Source organism: Vibrio sp. S234-5 (assembly GCF_000960595.1).
GTDB lineage: Bacteria > Pseudomonadota > Gammaproteobacteria > Enterobacterales > Vibrionaceae > Vibrio.
Genome location: NZ_JZAM01000362.1, coordinates 252,725 through 275,747, shown reverse-complemented (window position 1 = coordinate 275,747; position 23,023 = coordinate 252,725). Strand labels below are relative to the sequence as shown.

Sequence of the window (23,023 nt, the reverse complement as noted above, 5' to 3'; positions counted from 1 at the left end):
CGTGGTATAAGCTTTGATGGTATTAATATTCATGGTCGCTCCCCAAAAGAAGAGCATAAGATCACAGACCGTGCTTCAGGTCAAATTTAACCTTGCGTTGTACAAGAAATGTTCATGATCTTGCCCTGCTTTCGTCAGCGATATAGCAACCCATAAACTGATTAACGTGTCCGGGGTAATAGTCCAACCAGCCAATAAACTGAAATCCATCATTTCCCCCTACGGCTTGAGTAGTATTCGAGCAAGTAGCGAAGCATCGAGCGCATGCCAAGCGTATCGATCACTATGGCCCCGATTACCCACCAATACGGCTGCGGTATCTCTTCGAGGCTAGCAAAGCCTTGGTGGACATACTGCGCGTATCCAGGAATGAAACACATCACAATCGGAATGAAGAAGATGAAAAGAAACTCATCTTTCCAGCCTCGGGTTTTGATGCTGAGTTCATCTAGGCTAGTCGCTTGTGTGTCGCCAGCTTGTAGCCTTTCCAAGTTCTTATGGTGTATTTGCTGCTCAAACTCATCTTTTCGTTTGAGCTCGTTTGCCTTGTTTTGTTTGTGCTGGCGGTAGGCTTCGATTCCCCCCGTTAGCAATGTAAAGATACTTGTTATCATAAGATCGCCTCTGTGATGGGTTCGCCGATTAGGTGCCTGTATCGCGTTTTCATCGGTCGGCCAACTCCGCCGAACAGCTTGTAAAGTAGTGGCTGATAACCGCCGATTTTCCAATACACCGTTTCAGCCTCCGGGGTGAGCGTGTAATCTGCGGTGATATGGTGCTCTTGAATAATCAACGGTTGCAGCTCTACGGGCACATGGCCATTCAGCGCGGCGGTGATGTCACTCAGTAATTCGCCCGTAGGTTCGGTAACGACATCGAGCGCACTATCTACGCTTTGCGATAGACGGCCACGGAACCAGCGCCACATGAGATAAAGCAGCACCAGCAAGAACGCCGTTAGAGCCAGTTGTTGATTAAACCGCTGCAATACCATCGCGAATTACCCTGTCACTATATGGCTGCACCCCATTTTCATGCTTGATGATCACCTTAATCAGCGGCGCTAGATGCTGCTGGCCGATTGCGTCATGACGCGAAATATTGAGTGCCTTTTCTGCATGGCGAATATAGGCATCTGTATTGTTTTCATGAGGCGGTGCCCAACGGTTGATAATACCTTCGAGGGTATTGAGGCCGTGTTTGGTGCGGTAGGTCTGAATGATCCGAGCAATAGCACGGATACCATTTTCAGGCGTATCGAAGATAATAAAACGGCCATCATTACCCATGCGGCCACGCCAAGCGGTGCCGTTGTCCTCGATGTTGCCCGGATTGCGATTTCTGATACCTCTCGGCATGTTAGAATCTCCTTTGATGAATAGAAGGAGTAGGGTTGCTACTCCTATGATTACAAAGCGGAAAGCCATTTTAATACCTAAAAAACATGTCGCTTACACCACTTCAAGCGGTGTTACGTAAGAAAAATAGTTAATCTTTAAGTTAGGCACATTAAAGCCACAAACTATTGAATCCGTTGGACAATTTGCAGGTACATTTAAAACTTGTATTTTCCCATCGGGCGATAGTGAAAAATCAGTTTGTGTTGCTTGTATCGTATACTTCATGGCATCAGGTTTATAAACGGCAAAACAAAGGTGTTTTTCTGGCTTGTAAGTTCCCATTGGTAACGGACAATTAAATGATTTTGATTCAGCAAGCGAATTAGGAATAGAAAACTCTTCGCCTCGGCTTTCTCTCGAAACACTCGGGATTTGATTTGAATTTCCCACATAAAACCCAGCTGAAATAAGTGCTAGAACCGAGTTTTGAGGGATTTCAACGAAGAACGCCAATCTAATAAGCTCCTCTGTTGGTGATGTCTTCCACCAACGCTCAGGCAGCTCAAGCCATTCTTCACGAACTTGATAGTTAAAACTTCTTGCTGTTACCTTTGACGCAATAATTTCCGCAACATTACCGAACTTATCTAGTCTCGCTATCCCAAACCTCGCATGAGATAACCCAGCGGTCTGACAGTATCTTATATAGCACTGGTATCTTTCCAAATTTTCCACTTCATTTGCAAGAATAAGCTCTTGCATTTCAATCTCTTGAAAAATGACCGAGTTACCATAAAACGCACCAAATAGCACATGGGATGCTCCTGCATTCGGATAGTCTTTGTATGGTGCAAAACTACCAAAATCAGCATTACATAGTCTTACTTGTGCTTTATCTTGAACTTCAACAACCCAGCTTGGCGCAATTGGAACCGAACACCCCGCAATGAAATTCATTTTTTTCAGCTCACTTCGTTTTAAACCTGAAGGGTCGTACATTTTTGATATTCTGTATCTTTCGCTAAAAATTGAATTTTTAAGTAAGTTAGTTGGTCGCTCTGAACTGCTCATTTCTGCAATTTGCTGTTCGATAAAGTCAGCAAGAAATTCAATTTTGTTTCGTGGGCTACCGTTTGGTAGCAGTGCTTTCAATGACATGGGTTATATCTCCAAAATGGACACGCCGTCGGTTTCTAAGCCTGTAAACTCAACGGCGGCACGTGTCGCCAGCTCGATTTTCTCGCCGGGGGTAAGGGGATAAACCCCATTAATCAAAACATCTTGTGCGTTGGTTGCTTTGGCCTTGATATACAAGCGTTTTCGCTCACTATTCGCGGCTACGCTAAACGGTAGAAGCGAATCAAATACGCCAAGTTGATCGCTTTCTGTCACCTTCATAGCTTGATTGGCCGCAATGCGCACCACGGGCAAGGAGGTCACTTTGACGCTTTGCTCTGGTGCGAGTTCGACCGCCGGAATTTGTGACACTGCAACGCTTTGGTTAGCGGCAATCTCTACCGCTGGCAATTGATTCACTGTCACGCTTTGGTTTGCTGCAATCTCTACCGCTGGCAGTTGAGATACTTCAACAGGCGGTAAGCTCTCAACCGCGATCGATTGACCGGGCGCGACCTGAATCGCTGGCAGCTCAGAGACTAAAACCGTTTGGCCTTGGATATTTTGCGGCGGGGTATAATCGCCATAACCAAATTCGAGGGTGATTTCTTGGTCAATCGTAGAATGGATAAGCACACGACCAATCATGCTTTGAGATTTCACCACCGCATTTTTACGCAGCGTGACGCGGTCACCGTTTTCACTCTCTAAAGTGATTGGCTGCTCTGCTGCTTCAAGGTGCAGCCATTGACCCGAGATCAAAACGGGTAGAGGCTGATAGGCTTTAACACTGACAATCATCGTTTTTTCACCGCCATCATTGTGATTAGACCAAGCACAATCACGATCACCACCAACAGAAGTAGTTGCTGTTGTCGGTTATTACTTGCGCCGCCGTCTTGTTTAAACTTCGCTAAGTCCATAATCGCGTTCAGGTTGTCAGTGTTCTGTTTTGACTGACTGCCTGATAATCCCGCCAGCATTTGCAGATTTTCGCTGTTACTCGATGCGATGTTGTCGAGCGCTTTCCCCGCAAACTGCATCGAGTCTTTGTTTACTTGGCCTGCAAAGCCGATAGCGCTATCAAAGATTTCCCCGGTCTGATTAATCAACTCACCGCCAAGAGCAAACGCTTTGTCTATTGCGCCGTGGTCGGTAGCGGTGACATTGATTGTTGAGTTATTCACGCCACTAATTGCAGTGCCGAGGTTATCGCCGCTTATTGCGTTTTGGCCGCTGACGTTGGTTGTGGTTGTGGCGTTACTGGATTTCGATTTACCACCCATAATCACACTCTCATTTTCATTAAAGTTATTTCACCGTCTTGTTGCTCTTGGGTATTCAATCGCCGAACCAAACGAGCTAAGGCGGGGAAATAAGTCACCGCGCTGACACTGGATAAACCGGAGCGTCTGACAACCTGAGAAAGTTCTTTGATAGCGGGGATGACGCCGAACCCGGCGACACCCCAGAGAAAATAACTCTCTCCAACCACTTCACCCGCCACGGTGATGTCGTAGCCATCCCCCTGAATCTGGTACAAACTGACGCTGCCAGCTTGCACACTTCGTTTCAGGTCAGCGAAATCGTCAGGACAGGCACGAAACGCCGTTTCTAACCGTATTAATGCCTCGGATTGGTTCGCCAAACGGATCATTTCTTTCTCAACATCAAAAAGGCGAGAACGATAACTACACCACCAATCAACCAAGGATTTACCCCGCTAGGGCTTCCCATACTGATGGCGCCCACGCTCTGGCCGCTATTGTTGGTACTGGTCGCAGTGGAAGGCCCGGCGCTACCGCCAGTAAAACCACCGCCACCCGTTAAGCTTGTTAAATTGCCAAGCATGCTATTACTTTCCTTTTGTCAGCAGGTAAAACACGGCGGCGACAATCAGCAATGTGATCAGCTTGTCCGAACCTCCGGACAGCTTAAACCCGACATACCCGCCGCCAAGAAACGCCGCTACCAGTAAGTAGGGCATCAGCGTTTACCTTGCACAATGAGAAACACAACCAACATGAACGCGATGAATAGCGCCCCGAATACCTTAATGTTGTCCATAGAGGGCTGAATTAAAGCATTGGGCGTTTGCAAGGGCTGGCCGTCGGCGGTTTGCCCTTGCACTTCTGTTTTTCGCGCTTCATCCGGGTTGCTTTGCGGTTTCTTATCAAGCGACTGTTCAACCGCACCGTTGAGCCAATTCCCGCTGGCGTCTGTCACCGCGTTTAGCAGTTCGCCGCCAGCATCAGAGAGTTTGTCTAACCAGCTCATACAACCCCCTTACTTGGTGGTTTGTGGGATTGCGACTTGCTCGATGGCTTCAACAATCACCGGCACACTACCCGGCGCGGTTTTCTCCACTTCAAACTGAAGGGAACGCGTTGCAAAGGTGCTGAGTTTTCCTTCCGCACCAAACCCGGTACGCACGAAATCAAGCGAGAACCAGCCCACGTTTTGCTCAAGCTCGGCATCAGCCAAATCAAAGGCGTTATCGACCTTGTTCACGTTCATTTCTTCACGGTCATCACGCAGCACACGAATGCGAGTGATCGAGTCGTCTTTGAAGTGAATGCGCTTGAGGTGCAGGTAAGGGGAACGCTCCGCCCAATCAAACGGGGTGCGACCTTCGGCACTGGCAAACCACGTCAGCGAATAGATACGCGGCATAAAGACGCGCTGTGATTGCGCCTCGGTGATGTGAGCACGAGCGCGAATACTTGGCGCAGCGACGCCCGATTTTGCTTTGAGCTGGATGTAAACAAACCAGATCTCACCCGGTAGCGTCACCAGCTCACCTTGGCGAACGCCCATTTTGGTACGCATCAGCAGATCACAGAACGCAATCATGTAGCGTCCCGGTTCAACGTACTTCTTACGGTGTTCGCGCAAATCAATGATGTCTTGACCAGAGAGAGACACGATCTCTTTGCCGTTGTGAGTGATGCGTACACGTTCAATATCTGCCGGGTCGGTAATGTTCGTCACCAACTCAACATTTTGATAAGTCGGGCCGGAGACAAGGCGCAATGTCGCCTGATTTCCCCATGCAACACCTTCAACCGGATCCAATTCTTTTGGACGAGGGTTAAACAAGGTTTCTAGTAATTCCATGTATCCCCCTTAGAACCAGCCTGAATTGCCGTTAAGCTGCTTTTTCAGCGGCTCAAGCGGTGCGACGTTGTTGATAATGGCGATAATCACCAACGCAACAACCACCGTAAACAGCATGGTTTTGTGTTCTTTCTTCATAGTTAGCCTTTCAATGTGTGGAACAAATAATCAAATTGCCCGGTTATCAAAAGCCAAAAAAAGCGGGGAGGGAATGGGATAAAACCTATAGGTTAAGCGCGTAACCTATAGGTTGAATTGTGAACAAAATCACAGTTAATTAGCGGTAGGAAAGCGCGACTTTCTGGCCGTTCGCACAGTTAAACGCTTGCTTGGAGACATTGCCGATACCATCTTTCACCAGTAGATATTCGGCAATCGGTTTATTGATACGCTCTTTGTTCACTTTGGCCGAAATCAGCGACTCTATCTCTCTGACGTTCAAGCCTTTTTTATCAGCGAGGTATCGAGCATCGGCGACCGAGTTCACCGCGCCAATCCACCATGTAGACGATTGATCAGTGACGGTTTTCGGCACCTCTTGGCCTTTTTGAAACACGCTATGACAAACAAGCCCAAACTGACGGCCACCGCGCCACAGTTCGCCCGCTTTGCCGAGTAATTTACCGGAGCTTTCGACACAGCTTGCGAGTTCTTCAATGACCACATGCAACTTAGGCGCATGGCCGTTACCCATCGACCAAACGACCGAGGAAAAAAACTCTAACTCATCGGCACACGCACCAAACTCAGGCACATAAGCAAGTTTGAACGATTGGCCGCGCTTACGAGCCATCAAAAGCGACTTGAGAAACGCCAGCCGTGAGCTTGTACCGTGGCACTGTTGCCCCTGAAACTTTTGCCCGGCGTAATTACGGTAGGGGTCAAAGAACACCGCTTGCGAGGCTTTCGGGACAAAACTCAAATGTTTAACGGCGGAGGTTTTCCCTCCGCCAGTACCCGCCACGTAAATAATATGCTCCGCATCGAGCGACGGATTCGAGTTAACCGGATTAGGCAGCTTTAGCGGCGGCTTGGTCTTTTTCACCATTGACGGCCTCCTGTTGTGCTCTTAACAGTTTCAGTTGTGCCACGTGCCGCTTTGAGGTGTAGATAAGCGCGAGAACGGCAAGGAGTAGCGTTGCTTCCTCGATGTAGTTACCAAACATCCCTAATATCGAGCTACCGTGTTTGTTGATCACCGGAATTGCCGCCTTAATCACTTCCGATTTGCCTTTTTCATCAAAGGCGAAATCAATCCCGGAAATGATCGAGGTTGCTTGTTCGGTAACGGTAAACACCACACTAAGCAGCCCCTCAAACGCCTCCGGGCTCACGCTTTCGGTTGCTTCAACGGTTGCCGAGGCTATCGCGTCGGCTTCGCTTTTCTCATGGCTCTCTAACTGAGAAATAACCGAGCTGAAATCGCCCCAATCATCGTTAGCCGCCGCGCCGGGGAAGTTCATCTCTTGTTCGCCTTCAAACATTTGCATTCGGTTGCGCCTCCGGTTGTTTTTTTGGAACGAGTTTCCCGAGCATCCAGACCACGAAAACCAACACACCAAGCACCGTGAGAACACGCTTAACCGTGAACAGTGGCAACGGTTCAACGGGGGCGTTAACCGAGCTTTCAACCGTTGCAATCGCGTTGGAAACCGCATCATTACTGCTGTCGTCACCTTCATCAGCTAACAGCAGTTCAACCGAATCAGCGTTGATTGCCTCCGGTTGAGCGTTGTTTTCTAGCGGTGTAAGGGCGTCGGTTACTTCGGTTGAGACAGCGGTTAAAAGGGCGGTAAGCTGACTTTCATCGCTCACCATGTTTGCAACAATGTAGCTATCAATGGTTTTGCTCATGGCGCTATTGCCACAGTTCGGACAACGATAGTAATGCAAGCCGAGATTGCGCCCGTTCTTTGTCGGTTCACCTTCGGCAATCAGTTTGCCTTCGCCTACACGATGAACGGTTGAAGGGGTAGCGCAAACCGGGCAGCGAACATGGCCTCTAACCGGATTAGGGTGCTTACTCATGCTCACCCCCGTTGACGTCTTGCACTTGGCTCAATTCAGCAAGGTTTGTTTGGATGTGTTCGCGGTATTTGCTTCGCGCTACGTTGTTGAGTTTGGCGAGTTGTTCCAGTTGTACGAAGAAATTCGACGGCAAGCCCAACGCCTCGGGGGAAAGGTTGCCACTGAACAGTGCTTTAGTGGCTTTGGACATCACGTCTTTCATATCCATTGCTTTGAAGCGTTCTATTTCAGCGCTAACGCTGTCTGTGAGTTGATCAGCTGCATCGAGCGCCGCCAATGCGCGCTGACATTCATTGATAGAGAGTTTATTCATGTTTCCTGCCTCCTGCCTCCCGGCGGTAAGGTTATTGAGTAAGTAGCTCGGTATATACGGCATCGTTTGCCGCTTCGAGTTGGGTTAAATGGGTAAGAATGGAGGTATTCAACGCGGTTTGTTCAGCGCATAGCTGACCGCCAATGCGAACAAAGCTGAATATTTCGCTACAGGGTAACAAATTGAAAGGATGGGGCGGAGGCAAAGCCTGACGGTAGAGCGCCAGCTTTGCCATTTGTTGTGAGTAATTTTGTAAAGCCATACTTATTTCCCTAACTGACGTTTAAGAAACAAGCCGTGAAGTGGTTACGAATCCATCAATGTTCTATACTAATCCTTTGATTTCCTGTTATCAAATAAATGTTATTAGTAGAAATGTATCAATTTTTAGGTAAATAATGAAAATACAAGTACCAAATAAAATATATCCCTTGTTTGATAAATTATTTAAAGAGTACCAAAATGAGTATATTCTTTATATTAAAGAACCATTGGAGTATTTGAAAGATTCTATTTTTTTATTAGGTGGTTCAATTGGTTGCTCATCTGAGGAGGAGCATTTAGAGATAGAAAGAAAAATTCAGAATAAGATACCAGTATTTACTCAACTATTTAAAAATGAAAAAACCATATCAACTACTGAAGAAATATCCCAACTGCTAATGAAAAGCAATCAATTATATTGTCTTGAAAGCGAAGTTATTCATGTTGTCGATAGAATTTCATATAAATCTATAAATAAAATAATCTCCACTCAACCTTTTCCTGATGAGGATGAACAAAGAAATATAATAGAAAGCATTACAAAGGAACTTGTTTGCGATTTAAAGAAAAGCTTTAGGAAATATAAGTTTAAATTTCCTATCTATGCATCTGGAATAAAAGAAAGCATGCAGTTATCACCTAGCATAATTTTAATTAAGGAAGATGATTTTAGTCTCAATGATGGGGAGTTAAATAACTATCTACAGACAAGAGCTTTTTCACCGAACTCTTCTGTATATATAGAAACCAATATAAATTCTTCATATGAGTACGCAAAGTGTAAAGCGATACGTTCAAAGGATGCAACCATAAGCATGCTAAGAGCGATGCTTGGTGGTATGTTTGGTTTTACTAATAGCAGATTCTTGATAGATGAATCAGATAAGCAATTGCATTTTATGGGATTTTTTCTTTATGGTGAAAAAGGGGATGAATTAGGAAAGTGCCGAAATTATCAGTATCATTATAATCCTGAAGAGTGTCGTACTTTTTGGGAAGCATTAAATGGCGAAATTAAAGAAAACAAAAAATTAATTGACTTATTGTTTAGCGTACCAGAAAAAATAATTACTAACGTTAATTTTGAGAAATCAGTATGTTCACTAATTGAACGTTCTCTAAGGTGGCTTTCAGATGCAATAAATGAAGATAATTTTGAGTCAAAGATAATGAAGCTTACTATATCAATAGAGTCATTAATTAACTTTCACTCCGATTCAAAAAAAGAAAACTTAGGAGTTGAGAGAATTAAAGATACTTTTGTTAAACGAACGATGTCTATCAATATGAATAATGAAGATATAGAAAATAAAGCAAAGCAGTTATACAAAGCAAGAAGCTCAATTGCTCATGGTAGCCCACTTAAGACTCGATTTAGTTTTGACGTAATCCAGTTCACATGCGAAACAATCCTATTGGCAATACAACTATTTTCATTGTATAAAAAAAATGGTATTGACGAGATCGGTTACGACAGAGGCCTTCCCGAACATATCGACAATTATGGAAGGTATCGAAATAGTACGAATTGAGTCGCAAAGCTAACTTCTAGCACAAGCTTCACCTTAGCATTTTCCGCCATAATATGCGCCGTCTTTCAGACATTACGTAATGAAAACAAAAGGAATTTCCCATGAAAAAAGCGTTATTGGCGTTGGCAACTTCGGCGGCTCTTGTGGGCTGTGGCGGCGGTGGTAGTGGCTCCGGTGCATCGAGCCAAGACACCACCTACAAAAAAGACGGTATCTACGTTAACAACACGGATTTAGTTGTGATGTTGGTTGATAGCGATTTGCCATTAGGTTCGGTGCTCATCGGTGACTATGTTAACAACGAATTCTTAGTGAATGATACGCACAGCATCAGCGGCAACACATTGACCACCAAAGGCTTAAGTTTCGTTTCCCCCGCATTAACCACGTATAGCGAAGATGTTGAAGCCAAGATTACATTTAGTGAGCTGGGCGCAACGGCCAATGGTGTACTCAACGGAACAAACCTGATTTACTCATTTGACCGCGCCCCGGATAGCGTTGCGTTGGCCGATATGCTCGGAACGCACACCAACCCGGTTGACGGCTCAACATGGACGATAGAGCAAGACGGAACCTTTACTATCAACGGCATTTGCACCATTAGCGGCAAACTTACCCGTGTGGATAGCTATTACAGCGCTACCAATGTGAGCGCATCAAACTGTACAGATGCAGGCTTTAACGGTAACGGGTATGGTGCAAGGCTTCTGACTGTTACAAAAGGAGGAACGACCTACATTCTTGGGATAATGGCAAACAATGACCACTTTATCTGGGGAAGCGCGCCACTTTAACCCGTAACAGCCGATTAAGACCACCTTCGGGTGGTTTTTTTTGTGCTACCACAGAAAAACGGCATATGCCGTTTTCAATGACGTTTTCGATGACATTTTTTTAAATGCCGCCAACACGCTCAAAATTGCCCCCTTACCTTGCTAGGCCATCGCGAAGCGATATAAACGGCCAATACATCAAAAGCGACCGCTGAAGCCTTTCGACGTCAGTTGCAGTGGTGCAGACCCTAAGTGCGCATGTCGCTTGCGACATAGAAGCACGCTTCATTTATCCCTCTTATCGCCGATTTTGAGGTGATAACTTATTATATTTCTACTTACTATTTCTTAATTGATAAGAAAGGTTATGCGCTATTTTTCCCGTGATATGCGCTAAAACCTCAATCCCTGTATGCACTAAAAAACCAAATATTGGCATTGACACTGCCGCCGCCTAAGCGAATTTTGAATAATGGGAAAGTATCAGTGAGAAAGTAGGCCTTAAACGGCGTAAATCAGCATCAGAAAGGGCTAGAATTTAGGAAAGGGATCGCGTTAGGCTCCGGAATCAACCGGATATCGTTAAGCTGAGAAGCCGCAAGAGCGTAGCCTTGCATTGATTAGGCGGTCTAATTCGAACTCATTAAGTAGGAGATCTTCACCGCGCTTTTTCATACGCTCGAAAATGATTTGAACGGCTCTTGAACGGTCGGTTATTTTGGCAATCGTACGCTTGAGACAACCCGTTGTAATATTCTTGGTGCGGCGCTCGATTGTCCCTTCCCACAGCGTATTTCTCACCGTGAGCAATCGTTCGTGAAGCTGCCAGCCCGTTTTGAGGAATGCCTTTTGATCTGCATTTTTGAAGGCCATTTCAAGCTTTAACCCGGCAACAGAGCCAGCTAGATAGCCGAAATCATCAAGAACAACATAAACGTTATTGAATGGTATCCCGTTCTTATCAAAAACAGTTCCGGCGCCTTTTGCGGTTTGGTCATGTTTGCCATGAAAAGCTGGCGCAATGACGCGCATTTTGATCATCAGTTCTAGAAGTCGGGAAACGGTCGATTGATCAACCTCGATTGCCTCTGCAATTTGGCCCTGAGTACCATTGCTTGAGAAAGTTCTGGTTTCCAAGCAAACATTTGCAGCAATCCAGAGACATAGCTTAGTAAAATTGTCGCGACGGTTTTGACGCTTAAATGTGTCAATACCATGTTCTTTTGATACGCGGTTGATAATCGCAGGGTGGGAGAGCGCACCATGTTTCATGAATACGCGGAAAACGTCGGACTTACCTTTGTGTAGATAAACCTGTCTACCTTCGGCCACTGCTTTTGCAGCAGCCTTGTTATACTTGGTAACCAGTTCAAGATAAGACGGTTTGGTGAGCATGGTGTATTATGCCGCCTTCAATTCAACTTCGAGTAAATCAAGGGCGATATTTGCATTAAGGATCCATTGTTCTATCTCAGCAACAGAACACCAGCTGTAGCAGTGGATAGCTTCTTCGCAAGCAAAGAAACATTTACCATTGATGATCCAATGGACGGTTAAGGCGATATGTCCGCCTACACAGCCACCTAACTCACAGGAAATGCTAATTTGTTTTTTGATTGCGAGCTCAGAAACACGCATAAGCATTTTTGCGCTGTGAGCTTGAAGGGTAATCAGTTGTTCGGGCGTAGTATGCATGGTTAATGTCCTTGTTTATCTAATCAAAATCCCCGTCCAAATCTGCCGCATCTATCAAGTGTTGGGGTGCCCTTAGTACCGTCAACGTGTTCGACTCACTCAGATAGCTAAGGGCAATTTTGATAGATGTCGGAACCATCACGGCTTGGACAGCTATATTTAATACACGCAAAATGACTACTGACAACTGTTTGGATGTCATGCGAGATGTGCAATATACTCGTTTTCGGAGGTAGAAAAATGATTACAACACTGGATTTACTAAACCGATTACGTGTTGAAAAACAATTGGTTAGCGACAGACAAGTGGCGAAGTTCTTAGATATTAGCCAAGCATCAGTACAAAAGTGGCGCAATGGCGGCACAATGAGTGATGAAATGGCTTGTGAAATCGCTGAAATGCTTGATTTAGATGTAGATTTGGTTTTGTTGGCAATCATCGCTGAACGCTCCAAGAATCAGCGTGCAATTGGCGCATTTGAGAGGCTAACAGAGAACCAAAAAATAGCATGAAATGGCAGGCAAAAAGTAAAGGTAACGTATTGATTTAATTGCATTAGTTGCCTTTCTTTTTTGTCTATCTTGGTGCGTATTATATATGTTATGTTAAATATTAAATCTTCTACGCCTACACTTTTCCCTTATAACGACGATCGCAATTGAACATAACTGATTTACCATAAAATCCATAATATAGAACAAAACAATCTGCGTTTGTTTTGTTCTATATTAAGTTCAAGCGTTTCTGCTAAAGTTCAACGTAGTGGAATGTTTGGATAATATTTTGTTCTGACAAAGAAAAAGGAGCGTTCTGCTCCTTGCGTTTGATTGCTTGTCGAGATAGAAACGTGCTATCCGCCTGCTAGTTTAACTTTCATGCCTTTTTTCTCTAGGTATGCTTTGATTTTCTCTCGAACATCACCCTGCATTTCAATGTTTCCGTCTTTGACTGAGCCGCCACAACCGCAGGTTTTCTTCAACTCTGCAGCAAGTAGCTTAAGAGGCGCATCATCAAGATCGAGTCCTGTAACTACACATACACCTTTGCCTTTCCGGCCTTTGGTTTCACGCTGAATGCGTACAATGCCATCACCTTTGGGGCGTTGTGCTTTAGGCTCATCTTGCTTAATTCGGCCTGTCTCTGTGGAATATACAAGAGTCATAACTATTTCTTCTGTTGCTGTTCTGCTTTCTGTTTTGCAATCAAATAGGCTTCAATGTGGCGTTGAATAGCCGCTTTTGAACCCTTAATGAGTTTACCATTAAAAAAACAATACCAAGCGTTTGGTTCGCCAGTGTCATTTTTAATGGAAAAACCATTAAAATTTTCTGCTTGAGGTGTTCCGGATTCTAGCTTCCTATCTAAAGATGCAAACTCTCGAGGGTCAATGATGGATGCAGTGTCACACCACCAATCAATGCTCTTCTTGACGGCGATCAAGCTCCCCTGAAGAACATGATTCTTTATTCTTACCTGCCAGACACTGGTGTCATTACCAGCAGACTTTAAGTTAAAACCACGGTAATTTGATATAGCCATGTAACTGAATCATCTATTAATTAAGTCTTAGATTAATGATAATTGTAATCAGGCGCTTAGCAAGTATAAAATGCTTATATTAACGTGTTATAGTGCACTAAAATGAAAAAAAACCTTTATGCATATACAGATACCACTGAAGTCAAAGGGCTTATCGAACGATTGAGCCAAAGGCCCGATCTGGAGTTTTTCAAGGAGTTTACCCAATTCAAGTATGCCAAAAATTCGTTACTCGCTATACAAAATGATTGGAGTCGGTACCTAGATTTTTGCAACCAAGCAAAAATAACCATACTACCCTGCTCTATCATTGCCATGCGGCGCTTTATTGAAACACAAGCAAGGGAGAGAAAATATTCATCCATTCGGCGCTCATGTGTTCATATCGGCCTAGTTCACCAATTGCTCTCATTGGCCAACCCAACCTCACATCGCACAATTCAACTATCACTGAATGAATTGCGCTTAGCGAAAGGTTCAAACCCAAGTCAGGCTATTGCGTTTACCAAAGAGCATCTTGCTCAATTGCATTCCACTTTATTGAAAAGCAAGAACAACAAAGACATCCGCGATTGTGCAATCTACTCAATTATGTTTGAGTGCGCAGCAAAACGCTCAGAGTTAAAAGCACTACGCATGGAGTCTGTACGAAAAATTGGCGACACAGCTTCTATTACGATTGGTGATACAGCTTACCAGTTGAGCGAGTTAAGTAGTCTAGCTTGTAAGCGTTGGCTAGAACGCTTACCTGTGGATGCTCATTACCTTTTTGCCGCGATTGACAAACACGGTAACCTGTCATCAAGCCAACTTGATGATTCTTCGATATTTAGAATCATGCAAAATGCAGGGAAACGATTGGGATTGGATAAGACTTTTTCAGGCCAGTCTGCGCGTATTGGTGCGGTAGAGCAACTACGTACTCAAGGAATGAAAATTAGAGAAATACAAGACTTTGGTCGCTGGCTTAGCCCTGCCATGCCTTATCAGTACGCAGGACGTCAAGGCATGGCACAGCAAGAAATGTTGCAGTTTAAAATAATCAGACCGTGGGATTAAGCTGTGATTGAACGCTCAATGCAGTCGGCAAGATAGTCGTGGAATCGATGGCCGTTGTGCTGCAGCATCTTGGGGAACATCGAGATAGGAGTCATACCAGGGAATGTATTCACTTCATTAAGGTAGATCTCTCCCTCTTCTGTTAAAAAGAAGTCAATCCGAGACAGGTGGCGCAGGTTCATTTGTCTAAATACTTTCTCACTGCATTCACGAATGGTATCGAGTTGTTTTTGAGTTAAATTTGTTGCTTCTACTTCGGTCAAAGAATGGCTGCTAGCACTGTATTTCTCATCGTAGCTATAAAATGAACCTGCAGGTGCGATGATTTCACCTGGTTTTGAAATATGCAGTTCACCGTTCATTTCGTAAGCTGCGACCTCAAGCTCACGTGGTTTAACCGCTTTTTCAACGAGAACTTGATGAGAGAAATTAAACGCTTTGTCGATCGCCTCGTCGAGTTCTTCCTGTTTAGTCACGCTGTAACATCCCACAGAAGAGCCCTGTCTCGCCGCTTTAACAAACACCTTTCCCCACTTTGCAAAAGCTTCAGCACTTTTAAAATGGGCAGTCTGATCATTTTTAGTCAAAAAGAGGTACGGAGTATTGGGAATGCCGATGGCATCATACCAAAGCTTTGACGTGATTTTATTAAAGCTATTGCTACTCGCTTCTGGACCACAACCGAAATAAGGAATATTGGCAAGTTCAAACAGAGATTGGATGTCTCCTGTTTCACCAGGATAACCATGGATACAAGGCACGATGAAGTCAATCTTGATGACATCGCTAGCATAGTCACTTTTAATGCTATTGGTGTGGATATCTAGGTAAACAAGATTACCTTGCTGATCAAACCAACCTTCATTTTTAATTTCAACTTTGCAAACGTTCACGCCTTCAATGAGGTTCAATTGCTGCTCAAGAAAGCCGGCTGAAAGCAGCGAAATCTCATGCTCTGATGAGCCTCCGCCACACAGAAGTAGGATGTTTCTCTTCATTTGAATAATCTGATCCGTGATAAAGGACATGCTTACTCAATGATAGCGATATAACGTGAGAGGTACAGTTATTTATCGGCAATAGTTAATGAGACAAGCTTAAGTGCGTATTTGTTAGGCAAAGGAGCCATGTTATGGCTCCTTGAACTCTGACATTAGTTTAATTTATTCAGCGTTGGGTAATCCGAGTTTTTGATCGAGTCGATGCTCTTCACGAAAGGTTTTAGGTCTTTAAACTCTTGAGGAAGATTGGCAATGGCTTTTTTAGCCTCAGTACTGTTGGCGAAATCGCCGTACAAAATAGTAAACCATTTAGTCCCATTGACGACCTTGTAGTTTTCCCAAATCGGTTGTTCATTTTTGGGCAGACGTGAGGCAAAGTAGTCCACCTTCGATTGCGTGCCAACAGCCATCACCTGAATGGTGTAGCCGAAACGTTGTAACTGATCACGCTGTTTTTGGCTCGGCGGAACAATTTTTACCGCTTTGGGGCGTTCGGTTGGCGGGCTGAGTTTGACAACGGCTTTTTCTTCAACCGGAGTTTCAACTTTCACCATTGGCTGCGGCAGATTTGTCTCTTGAACCACATCCTGTTGGGCCATCAAAGGCTCAGGGATGGTATCCATTTTAAACTCTTCACGGTGGCTTTCTGAGGTCACATTGGTGACGTAATCACCGGATGAACAAGCAGAAAGCAACACAGACAAGGTAACGATTGCAACTTTTTTCATGGAATGGCTCAGCTCTATACAAATTTACTGTAAATCATGCCGATAGCGTAGATGAGAATCAAGCGTCTATCTGCATAAACTGGTTGTAACATGTGATTTGCAACACAAAGTGTCTACCGCTTGCCGATTTAGTAAGCATAGTTGTACTTGGGTAAGTTTCACTCAGGTTATTTTTGTTTATCATGCTATTGATCTGGCTTCTTAAGCTTTTTAGGAGAGATGTGGGTGAACAAGCTACAAAAGTTATTTAAACCAACGTCGATTGCAGTTATTGGGGCGTCACAACGTAACTTAAGCGCAGGCAACATCGTCATGAAGAATCTGCTACAAAGTGGCTTCGAAGGTGCAATTATGCCAGTGACGCCCAAATATCGCTCGGTGGCGGGCGTGTTGGCCTACTCTTCAGTGGCTTCGCTGCCATTTGCGGCCGATGTCGCGATTCTCTGTACCCGCTCTGAACGGAACGTGGAAATTTTTAAGCAGTTAGCCGAAGCAGGGACCGAGTTTGTCATTGTCCTCGCTTCAGATACGGATTACCCGCATCATGAAGAGGCATCGGTCGCCGACGCGTGCTTAGCCATCGCCAGAGCACATCAGATGAGAATTCTCGGCCCCAATAGTCTTGGGCTTATCTTACCTTGGCAAAAATTCAACGCGTCTTTTTCTCCATCGACAGCAAAGCCAGGCAAAATTGCCTTTGTTTCTCAATCTGCTGCGGTATGCACGACCGTTCTTGACTGGGCAAATGATAAAGAGATCGGCTTTTCTGCGTTTGTCTCTGTCGGCAATGGATTGGATATCGATTTTGACGAGCTGCTTGATTACTTTAGTACCGACAGTAAAACAGATGCCATTCTGCTCTATTTGGATTCAATCACTGACGCAAGACGCTTTATGTCTGCCGCGCGAGCCGCTTCGCGCAACCGACGCATCCTTGTGCTCAAAGGGGGGCGCTCACCGCATGGCAGACGTGCATTGAATAAACCCAGTGCTGATACGTTAGATATTGTTTACGATTCCGCCATAAGGCGCAGTGGGATGTTGCGCGTACACAATACACATGAACTTTTTGCTGCCGTTGAAACCTTAACGCATTCTGTTCCTTTACGCGGCGAGCGTCTTGCTATCATCACCAACGGCGCTGGTCCTGCTTTGATGGCGGTGGATACGCTGCTTGATCGAGGTGGTCAGTTGGCGACTTTACCTGAAGATATCAATAACTTACTTTCATCCATTCTTCCAACTAGCTGGTCTCATTCCAACCCTATCGATGTGGTGGGCGACGCGGACAAGGTGCGTTATGTCAAAACGATCAATGCCATTTTAGATAGCGACTGCGCTGATGCGCTACTGATCATGCACAGCCCTTCTGCGGTCTCAGATTCCGTCGAGGCAGCCGAAGCGATTATTGCTGCGATCAAAGCACACCCTCGACACAAGCGCTTTAATATTCTAACTAATTGGTCAGGCGAACAGACAGCCAAACCGGCTAGATTACTTTTTACTAAGGCAGGCATCCCAACTTATAGAACGCCAGAAAGTGCCGTGGTCGCATTCATGCACCTCGTCGAATATCGCAGAAACCAGAAGCAACTGATGGAAACGCCTACCACTGCGGAGCCTTTACACATTGCAGACGTAAATACTGCCAAAGAGTGGGTTGAACAACAGCTAAGTGAAAAAACGCAGGTCAGTTTAGACACGCATCAACTCGGAACGCTGCTAAAGCTGTTTAATTTCGACGTACTGCCGACTTGGATTGCAGGAGACACCAGTGAAGCCGTACATATTGCCGAGCAAATTGGTTACCCTGTAGCGGTTAAACTACGCTCTCCTGATATTGCCCATAAATCGGATGTGCAAGGCGTCATGCTCAATCTGCGTAATAGCAAAGAAGTAGCTTCCGCGGCAGACGCCATTTTAGACCGTACCAAGCTCTCCTACCCCGCGGCGAGAATCCACGGTCTGTTGGTGCAAGGCATGGCAAAACTGGCTGGCGGAGAAGAAATTCGCGTCAAAGTGATCACAGATAAAGTCTTTGGCCCGGTTATTTTGCTTGGCCAAGGCGGTTCTGAATGGAGCGAATCGCGTGATGCCTCCGCCGCGCTTCCACCGTTGAACATGAGCTTGGCAAGATACTTGATCGTTCGGGCAATTAAAGAAGGCCATATTCGCTTGCAGAAACTGCCAGAGCCCATGGATGTACTAGGACTGGCGAAATTCTTAGTTAGGATCTCTCAAATGGTGGTTGAACTGCCACAAATAAAAGAGTTGGATATCCATCCCGTTTTGGCAAATGGTGAACACTTTACTATTTTAGACGCCGATTTGACCCTAGAACATCATGCTGGCAATGGGCAGGAACGTCTAGCAATTCGCCCTTTTCCTGCCGAGTTCGTTGAGACGGTGACGCTTAAAGATGGCGAGGTGATTTTACTGCGCCCTATCTTGCCGGAAGATGAACCGCAACATGCGGACTTTATCAGTAAAGTCTCCAAAGAAGACCTTTATAAACGTTTTTTTAGCGATGTCGGAGAGTTCAATCATGAAGCGCTGGCTAACTTAACCCAAATCGACTATGACCGGGAAATGGCCTTTGTCGCTATCTCCTTTAGTGAGGGCGAAGCGAGGATCATTGGCGTATCACGTGCGTTGATCAATCCTGAAAATACCGAAGCGGAATTTGCCATTTTGATCCGCTCGGATCTAAAGGGTAAAGGGCTCGGCAATGTATTGATGACGAAGATCATCGACTATTGCCGTGCGAAAGGCACTCAGCGTATGACAGGCATCACTATGCCAACCAACCGAGGTATGTTGATGCTGGCACAGAAAATGGGCTTTGCGCTTGATGTCCATTTTGAAGATGGCACTGCTGACATGGTGTTGCCACTTAATCCTTAAAAAAACCTTATCACTTAAAGCTTTAGACGGGAGAAAATTTACCTCTCCCGCCTATTTCAACTTCCAGTGCTTTTTCAAATGCTGAATACACCACGACTTAGCTTCCCCCATCTGATTGCGTTTCCAACCTAACACAATATTCATCGTCATTGTTTCACTGCCGGAGATCGCTTTCAGTAAACCTTGTTCAATTAAGGGTATCGCCATGCTGCTGGGTAAAGTTCCAATGCCTAACCCTGCAATCAAGGCATCGATTTTTGCTTGCAGATTGGTTACGGTTAAACGTGGTTGCTTTTGGATCACGTTGACGCTTAGCGCTGGCTGCTCACGGGCCGTATCGGCAATGGCAATGATGCGGTGTTTTTCTCTCACGGTGTCATCAAACTGCCCACTTCGATTGTGAATATAGTGGTTTGCCGCGGCTACCCAAATCATCGACATCTTGCCAATCAATTCGGTTTTTACATCGTGAGGAACCACGTCCAGTGCGGGACAGACTAACAAGTCGGCTCGTCCAGATTGCAAGGCTTCCCAACACCCCGCTAAGATTTCTTCTTGTAACCTGACTCTCGTTTTGCTCACGTTGCCCAACGCTTCGACTAAAGGGAAAAAATGATTTACTGAGATAATGCCATCGTAAGCAATTGTGATGTCCAACTCCCATCCGTTCGCCAATAACGTGGCGTCGTTGACTAACTTTTCAGTCGCACCAAGGATCGTGCGCCCTCTCTCCAAGATCAAACGCCCCGCCTCAGTAAAGTTTGCCTTGTGGCCGGATCGATCAAAGATCATGATGTCCAGCTCTTGCTCTAACTTCTGGATCTGATAGCTGAGCGAGGATGGCGCCCTATCAAGCTCATTGGCCGCGGCGGCAAAACTTCCGCGCCTTTCTATGGCATCAAGGATATGTAGCGCTTCTAATGTTATCGGACTTTGCACAAACACCTCTTTTAAATGTGATCAAAATCAACTTTCTGAGTTTTATAGAATCACACATTAATTCATCTAAAGAACACTCTATTTGTATGATTTAAAACGAATATTTACCATTTCAGTACTCATTGTAGATAAATAGGCGCTACACTTCACTTGTGAGAATGATAGCAATTATCATTAGCATCTAATATTATTGCGCCGTTAAATCGCCTACGATGGATTTTAAGGTAGTAAAATGTATAACAAAACGTTTCTTTCAGCCTCAATACTATTAGCTCTCTCTGCTTCAGTACAAGCAGAAGAATATGGATTATTCGATGAGATTGTTGTTTCTGCTACTAGGACAGAACAAAGTAAACAAGATGTTTCTTCTTCTATAGAAACTGTTTCATCTGACGATATCGATTCTCAATTAGCCAAAAATCTGCATGACGCACTTATTTACACGCCGGGTGTCAATGTAACGACATCAAGTCGATTTGGTATTTCAGGTTTCAACATTCGTGGTATGGAAGGTAGCCGCGTAAAAGTGGTCGTGGATGGTGTATCACAAGTCACTCCTTTCAATCCAGGCGCAAACGTCCAAGCTATTTATCCAAATACTGTTGAACTAGATACGCTCACATCAATTGAAATCAATAAAGGTGCATCTTCTACCCTTTATGGTTCTGATGCACTCGGTGGAACTGTTGTACTTCGTACCAAGCAGCCTGCCGATGTATTAGACGAAGGCGATGACACGTACTTCGGCGTTAAATCCAGCTATTTCTCAGCTGATACACAATTTAAAAACACACTTACGTGGGCAATGAGAAAAGGCATATTCGAAACGATAGTCATTGGTACATACGCAGATGGTAACGAGCAGAAAACGTACTCAGATGATGCGGATATTGATGGTCCAAAGCGTGGGACAGCAAACCCTGCAGATAAAAAGCTATCAAATATTCTCGCGAAAGCGTTTGTTGACATCGGCGATCACAACCGCGTCGGCGTTGTTTATGAACAATATAAACACGAATACAACGAAGATAATCGATACGGCAATTACACGATGAGCTATGGCCCCATGCCCGTTGCTACGTATTCAAATTCACGCAACAATGATGAAGCAACTCGCCGCCGTGTTGGCTTAACACATGATTTTAATGGAAATTCTGTCATTTTTGATTCATCCCATACCGCACTTAACTACCAAGAGAGCGAATCAATTAACGGTAACTTCTCCCACGTAACAGATCTTGCAGGGTATGTAGGTTACAGCGGAAATAGAACACGTGAGCGAGCGGCTAAAGAAGAGACACTGCAGTTGGATACGCAATTTGACAAACTCTTAGTGCTAGATGGTTCGACACATGAAATTACCTACGGTTTGAACTTCCAACACACTGACTTTTCAATAGACAATGTCGATTATTTTCATGACAACAACACATCTAAACCTGCTAAAACGACGGTTCCCAACGCAAAAACGGTAAAAAAAGGAATATTTGTCCAAGACAATGCATTTTTGTTGGACGACTCTCTTGTGGTCAATACCGGTTTACGATACGACTCGTTTGAAACGACACCAGAGTATTCAGAGTCTGCAACGACGAAGCGTGACAAAAACAGCAGTGATGCCTTTACAGGTAAGCTCGGTGCCGTTTATCACTACAACACCAACATCAGCAACTTCGCGCAAATTAGCCAAGGATTCAAAGCTCCAACAGTTGAACAACTCTATTATGAGTACAATACTGGCGCAGATTTTGTGCCTAATCCCGACTTAAAAGCTGAACGTAGTACCTCTTACGAAGCAGGTATAAGATTGAAAGGCCAATGGGTACGTGCAGAGCTGGTCGGATTTGTTAACCAATATAAAGATTTCATTGATACACAAGATCTAGAGAAAATCGATCCAAACAAAGAGCGTTTCACTATTGTGAACCGAGATCGCGTTGAAATTAAAGGTCTGGAGTTCAGTTCTGATATTTTGCTTGATGAAGCCATCGCTGCACCAAAAGGCATGTACAGCAAACTCACCATTTCGTACGCCAAAGGCAAAGATAAAGCGACGGGTAACGCGCTTGATTCCGTTGCACCGCTAACGTCGGTTTTGGGCTTAGGTTATGACAATCACGATCTGAAATTTGGTGGGCTTGCTAACCTTACACTCGTAGATAAGAAAGATGATTGGTTTGACGAAGACACATTCGATAGTGCAGGGTATGGTGTTGTAGATATTTCTGCATATTACAACCCACTGGAAAACCTGACGTTACGAGCAGGAGTTAACAACGTCTTCGACAAAGAATATTGGACATATCAAGATGTTAGAAGCATTACCCCTACAAACAATAAAGACATATTCTCGCAACCTGGACGAAATTGGGCCGTCAGCGTTGAGTACAAGTTCTAACTATCGATAAAACAAAAAGCCAGCAACCGCTGGCTTTTTTACACTCTATTTTTAAAAGAAAGAGAAAAATTTAGGAAAAATGAAGCGTTACTGTTTTGCCATCTCTTTTTTAACCATTACCGCGGATGCAACGATAAAAGCAATGATAAGCGCAAGTTCCATGGAATCCTCAGAGTTGAAATAGTTGAGCAAAAAACAATCCGCCTAAGTCTATCACTCGTCACTCAATAAGCTAGCAATTTGAGCCTCATCTGCGGTTTTTCCGATTGAGAT

At 44.8% G+C, this 23,023-nt stretch carries 30 protein-coding genes; 6 read left to right on the top strand and 24 right to left on the bottom strand.

Annotated elements, in window-relative coordinates; translation table 11 throughout:
- Positions 1 to 209 precede the first annotated feature (209 nt).
- From UF06_RS21555 to UF06_RS21480, 17 genes are all read right to left on the bottom strand, one after another.
- On the bottom strand, positions 210 to 614 hold the full coding sequence (locus tag UF06_RS21555) for a hypothetical protein (RefSeq protein WP_045572276.1): 405 nt from the start codon (positions 612 to 614) through the stop codon (positions 210 to 212).
- Entirely contained in the window at positions 611 to 994 is a 384-nt protein-coding gene (locus UF06_RS21550) for a hypothetical protein (RefSeq protein WP_045572275.1), read from the bottom strand. Before UF06_RS21550 ends, UF06_RS21555 begins: the two co-directional genes overlap by 4 nt.
- A complete protein-coding gene (locus tag UF06_RS21545; RefSeq protein ID WP_052702610.1) occupies positions 975 to 1,358 on the bottom strand; it encodes a structural protein in 384 nt (127 codons plus the stop codon). The genes UF06_RS21550 and UF06_RS21545 overlap by 20 nt, the downstream gene beginning before the upstream one ends.
- A 93-nt stretch (positions 1,359 to 1,451) precedes the next feature.
- Entirely contained in the window at positions 1,452 to 2,498 is a 1,047-nt protein-coding gene (locus tag UF06_RS21540) for a hypothetical protein (RefSeq protein WP_045572273.1), read from the bottom strand.
- A 3-nt stretch (positions 2,499 to 2,501) separates the two neighbouring features.
- Positions 2,502 to 3,257, bottom strand: a complete 756-nt coding sequence (locus UF06_RS21535; RefSeq protein WP_045572272.1) for a hypothetical protein — start codon at positions 3,255 to 3,257, stop codon at positions 2,502 to 2,504.
- Positions 3,254 to 3,742 carry a hypothetical protein gene (locus tag UF06_RS21530; RefSeq protein ID WP_045572271.1) on the bottom strand — a complete coding sequence of 163 codons (489 nt, stop codon included), beginning with the start codon at positions 3,740 to 3,742 and terminating at the stop codon, positions 3,254 to 3,256. The genes UF06_RS21535 and UF06_RS21530 overlap by 4 nt, the downstream gene beginning before the upstream one ends.
- Before the next feature lie 2 nt (positions 3,743 to 3,744).
- Positions 3,745 to 4,113: a hypothetical protein gene (locus UF06_RS21525; RefSeq protein ID WP_045572270.1), complete on the bottom strand. Its 369-nt coding sequence runs from the start codon at positions 4,111 to 4,113 to the stop codon at positions 3,745 to 3,747.
- A complete protein-coding gene (locus UF06_RS21520; RefSeq protein ID WP_045572269.1) occupies positions 4,110 to 4,307 on the bottom strand; it encodes a hypothetical protein in 198 nt (65 codons plus the stop codon). The genes UF06_RS21525 and UF06_RS21520 overlap by 4 nt, the downstream gene beginning before the upstream one ends.
- Before the next feature lie 4 nt (positions 4,308 to 4,311).
- Entirely contained in the window at positions 4,312 to 4,443 is a 132-nt protein-coding gene (locus UF06_RS28230) for a hypothetical protein (RefSeq protein ID WP_264299473.1), read from the bottom strand.
- A complete protein-coding gene (locus UF06_RS21515; RefSeq protein ID WP_045572268.1) occupies positions 4,443 to 4,733 on the bottom strand; it encodes a hypothetical protein in 291 nt (96 codons plus the stop codon). The genes UF06_RS28230 and UF06_RS21515 overlap by 1 nt, the downstream gene beginning before the upstream one ends.
- 9 nt (positions 4,734 to 4,742) lie before the next feature.
- Positions 4,743 to 5,573, bottom strand: a complete 831-nt coding sequence (locus UF06_RS21510) for a major capsid protein P2 (RefSeq protein ID WP_045572267.1) — start codon at positions 5,571 to 5,573, stop codon at positions 4,743 to 4,745.
- A gap of 9 nt (positions 5,574 to 5,582) precedes the next feature.
- A complete protein-coding gene (locus tag UF06_RS28225) occupies positions 5,583 to 5,711 on the bottom strand; it encodes a hypothetical protein (protein ID WP_045572266.1) in 129 nt (42 codons plus the stop codon).
- A gap of 139 nt (positions 5,712 to 5,850) precedes the next feature.
- Positions 5,851 to 6,621, bottom strand: coding sequence for a hypothetical protein (locus UF06_RS21500; RefSeq protein WP_045572265.1), 771 nt, complete (start codon positions 6,619 to 6,621; stop codon positions 5,851 to 5,853).
- Positions 6,584 to 7,063, bottom strand: a complete 480-nt coding sequence (locus tag UF06_RS21495) for a hypothetical protein (RefSeq protein WP_045572264.1) — start codon at positions 7,061 to 7,063, stop codon at positions 6,584 to 6,586. The genes UF06_RS21500 and UF06_RS21495 overlap by 38 nt, the downstream gene beginning before the upstream one ends.
- Positions 7,050 to 7,601 carry a hypothetical protein gene (locus UF06_RS21490; RefSeq protein WP_045572263.1) on the bottom strand — a complete coding sequence of 184 codons (552 nt, stop codon included), beginning with the start codon at positions 7,599 to 7,601 and terminating at the stop codon, positions 7,050 to 7,052. The genes UF06_RS21495 and UF06_RS21490 overlap by 14 nt, the downstream gene beginning before the upstream one ends.
- A complete protein-coding gene (locus UF06_RS21485; RefSeq protein WP_045572262.1) occupies positions 7,594 to 7,914 on the bottom strand; it encodes a hypothetical protein in 321 nt (106 codons plus the stop codon). The genes UF06_RS21490 and UF06_RS21485 overlap by 8 nt, the downstream gene beginning before the upstream one ends.
- 31 nt (positions 7,915 to 7,945) lie before the next feature.
- Entirely contained in the window at positions 7,946 to 8,176 is a 231-nt protein-coding gene (locus tag UF06_RS21480) for a hypothetical protein (protein WP_045572261.1), read from the bottom strand.
- 136 nt (positions 8,177 to 8,312) lie between these two features.
- On the opposite strand from UF06_RS21480, the gene UF06_RS21475 reads away from it, so the two are divergent.
- Both UF06_RS21475 and UF06_RS21470 read left to right on the top strand, forming a co-directional pair.
- Complete coding sequence (locus UF06_RS21475) at positions 8,313 to 9,710, top strand: HEPN domain-containing protein (RefSeq protein ID WP_045572260.1); 1,398 nt, start codon at positions 8,313 to 8,315, stop codon at positions 9,708 to 9,710.
- Between the two features lie 101 nt (positions 9,711 to 9,811).
- Positions 9,812 to 10,507, top strand: a complete 696-nt coding sequence (locus tag UF06_RS21470; RefSeq protein ID WP_045572259.1) for a hypothetical protein — start codon at positions 9,812 to 9,814, stop codon at positions 10,505 to 10,507.
- A gap of 561 nt (positions 10,508 to 11,068) precedes the next feature.
- On the opposite strand, the gene UF06_RS21465 is transcribed toward UF06_RS21470, so the two are convergent.
- Together UF06_RS21465 and UF06_RS21460 are read right to left on the bottom strand one after the other, a co-directional pair.
- Positions 11,069 to 11,881: a hypothetical protein gene (locus UF06_RS21465; protein ID WP_045572258.1), complete on the bottom strand. Its 813-nt coding sequence runs from the start codon at positions 11,879 to 11,881 to the stop codon at positions 11,069 to 11,071.
- Positions 11,882 to 11,887: 6 nt separating this feature from the next.
- Entirely contained in the window at positions 11,888 to 12,181 is a 294-nt protein-coding gene (locus UF06_RS21460) for a hypothetical protein (RefSeq protein ID WP_045572257.1), read from the bottom strand.
- A 240-nt stretch (positions 12,182 to 12,421) separates the two neighbouring features.
- On the opposite strand from UF06_RS21460, the gene UF06_RS21455 reads away from it, so the two are divergent.
- On the top strand, positions 12,422 to 12,694 hold the full coding sequence (locus UF06_RS21455; protein ID WP_045572256.1) for a helix-turn-helix domain-containing protein: 273 nt from the start codon (positions 12,422 to 12,424) through the stop codon (positions 12,692 to 12,694).
- 338 nt (positions 12,695 to 13,032) lie between these two features.
- Here UF06_RS21455 and yciH read toward each other — a convergent pair whose 3' ends face one another.
- Positions 13,033 to 13,344: a stress response translation initiation inhibitor YciH gene (yciH, locus tag UF06_RS21450; RefSeq protein WP_045572255.1), complete on the bottom strand. Its 312-nt coding sequence runs from the start codon at positions 13,342 to 13,344 to the stop codon at positions 13,033 to 13,035.
- Between the two features lie 2 nt (positions 13,345 to 13,346).
- The gene (locus tag UF06_RS21445; RefSeq protein WP_045572254.1) at positions 13,347 to 13,721 is read right to left on the bottom strand and encodes a DUF3319 domain-containing protein; all 375 of its coding nucleotides are present in this window, start codon (positions 13,719 to 13,721) and stop codon (positions 13,347 to 13,349) included.
- A 102-nt stretch (positions 13,722 to 13,823) separates the two neighbouring features.
- On the opposite strand from UF06_RS21445, the gene UF06_RS21440 reads away from it, so the two are divergent.
- Positions 13,824 to 14,780, top strand: coding sequence for a tyrosine-type recombinase/integrase (locus UF06_RS21440; RefSeq protein WP_045572253.1), 957 nt, complete (start codon positions 13,824 to 13,826; stop codon positions 14,778 to 14,780).
- On the opposite strand, the gene UF06_RS21435 is transcribed toward UF06_RS21440, so the two are convergent.
- Positions 14,777 to 15,778: a D-alanine--D-alanine ligase gene (locus UF06_RS21435; RefSeq protein ID WP_045572304.1), complete on the bottom strand. Its 1,002-nt coding sequence runs from the start codon at positions 15,776 to 15,778 to the stop codon at positions 14,777 to 14,779. The two genes, UF06_RS21440 and UF06_RS21435, sit on opposite strands and share 4 nt — an antisense overlap.
- Before the next feature lie 155 nt (positions 15,779 to 15,933).
- The gene (locus tag UF06_RS21430; protein ID WP_045572252.1) at positions 15,934 to 16,509 is read right to left on the bottom strand and encodes an SPOR domain-containing protein; all 576 of its coding nucleotides are present in this window, start codon (positions 16,507 to 16,509) and stop codon (positions 15,934 to 15,936) included.
- 225 nt (positions 16,510 to 16,734) lie between these two features.
- On the opposite strand from UF06_RS21430, the gene UF06_RS21425 reads away from it, so the two are divergent.
- Positions 16,735 to 19,413, top strand: coding sequence for a bifunctional acetate--CoA ligase family protein/GNAT family N-acetyltransferase (locus UF06_RS21425; protein WP_045572303.1), 2,679 nt, complete (start codon positions 16,735 to 16,737; stop codon positions 19,411 to 19,413).
- Positions 19,414 to 19,464: 51 nt separating this feature from the next.
- Here UF06_RS21425 and UF06_RS21420 read toward each other — a convergent pair whose 3' ends face one another.
- Complete coding sequence (locus UF06_RS21420; protein ID WP_045572251.1) at positions 19,465 to 20,352, bottom strand: LysR family transcriptional regulator; 888 nt, start codon at positions 20,350 to 20,352, stop codon at positions 19,465 to 19,467.
- Positions 20,353 to 20,584: 232 nt separating this feature from the next.
- On the opposite strand from UF06_RS21420, the gene UF06_RS21415 reads away from it, so the two are divergent.
- The gene (locus UF06_RS21415) at positions 20,585 to 22,750 is read left to right on the top strand and encodes a TonB-dependent hemoglobin/transferrin/lactoferrin family receptor (RefSeq protein ID WP_045572250.1); all 2,166 of its coding nucleotides are present in this window, start codon (positions 20,585 to 20,587) and stop codon (positions 22,748 to 22,750) included.
- The last annotated feature ends 273 nt before the right edge of the window (positions 22,751 to 23,023 follow it).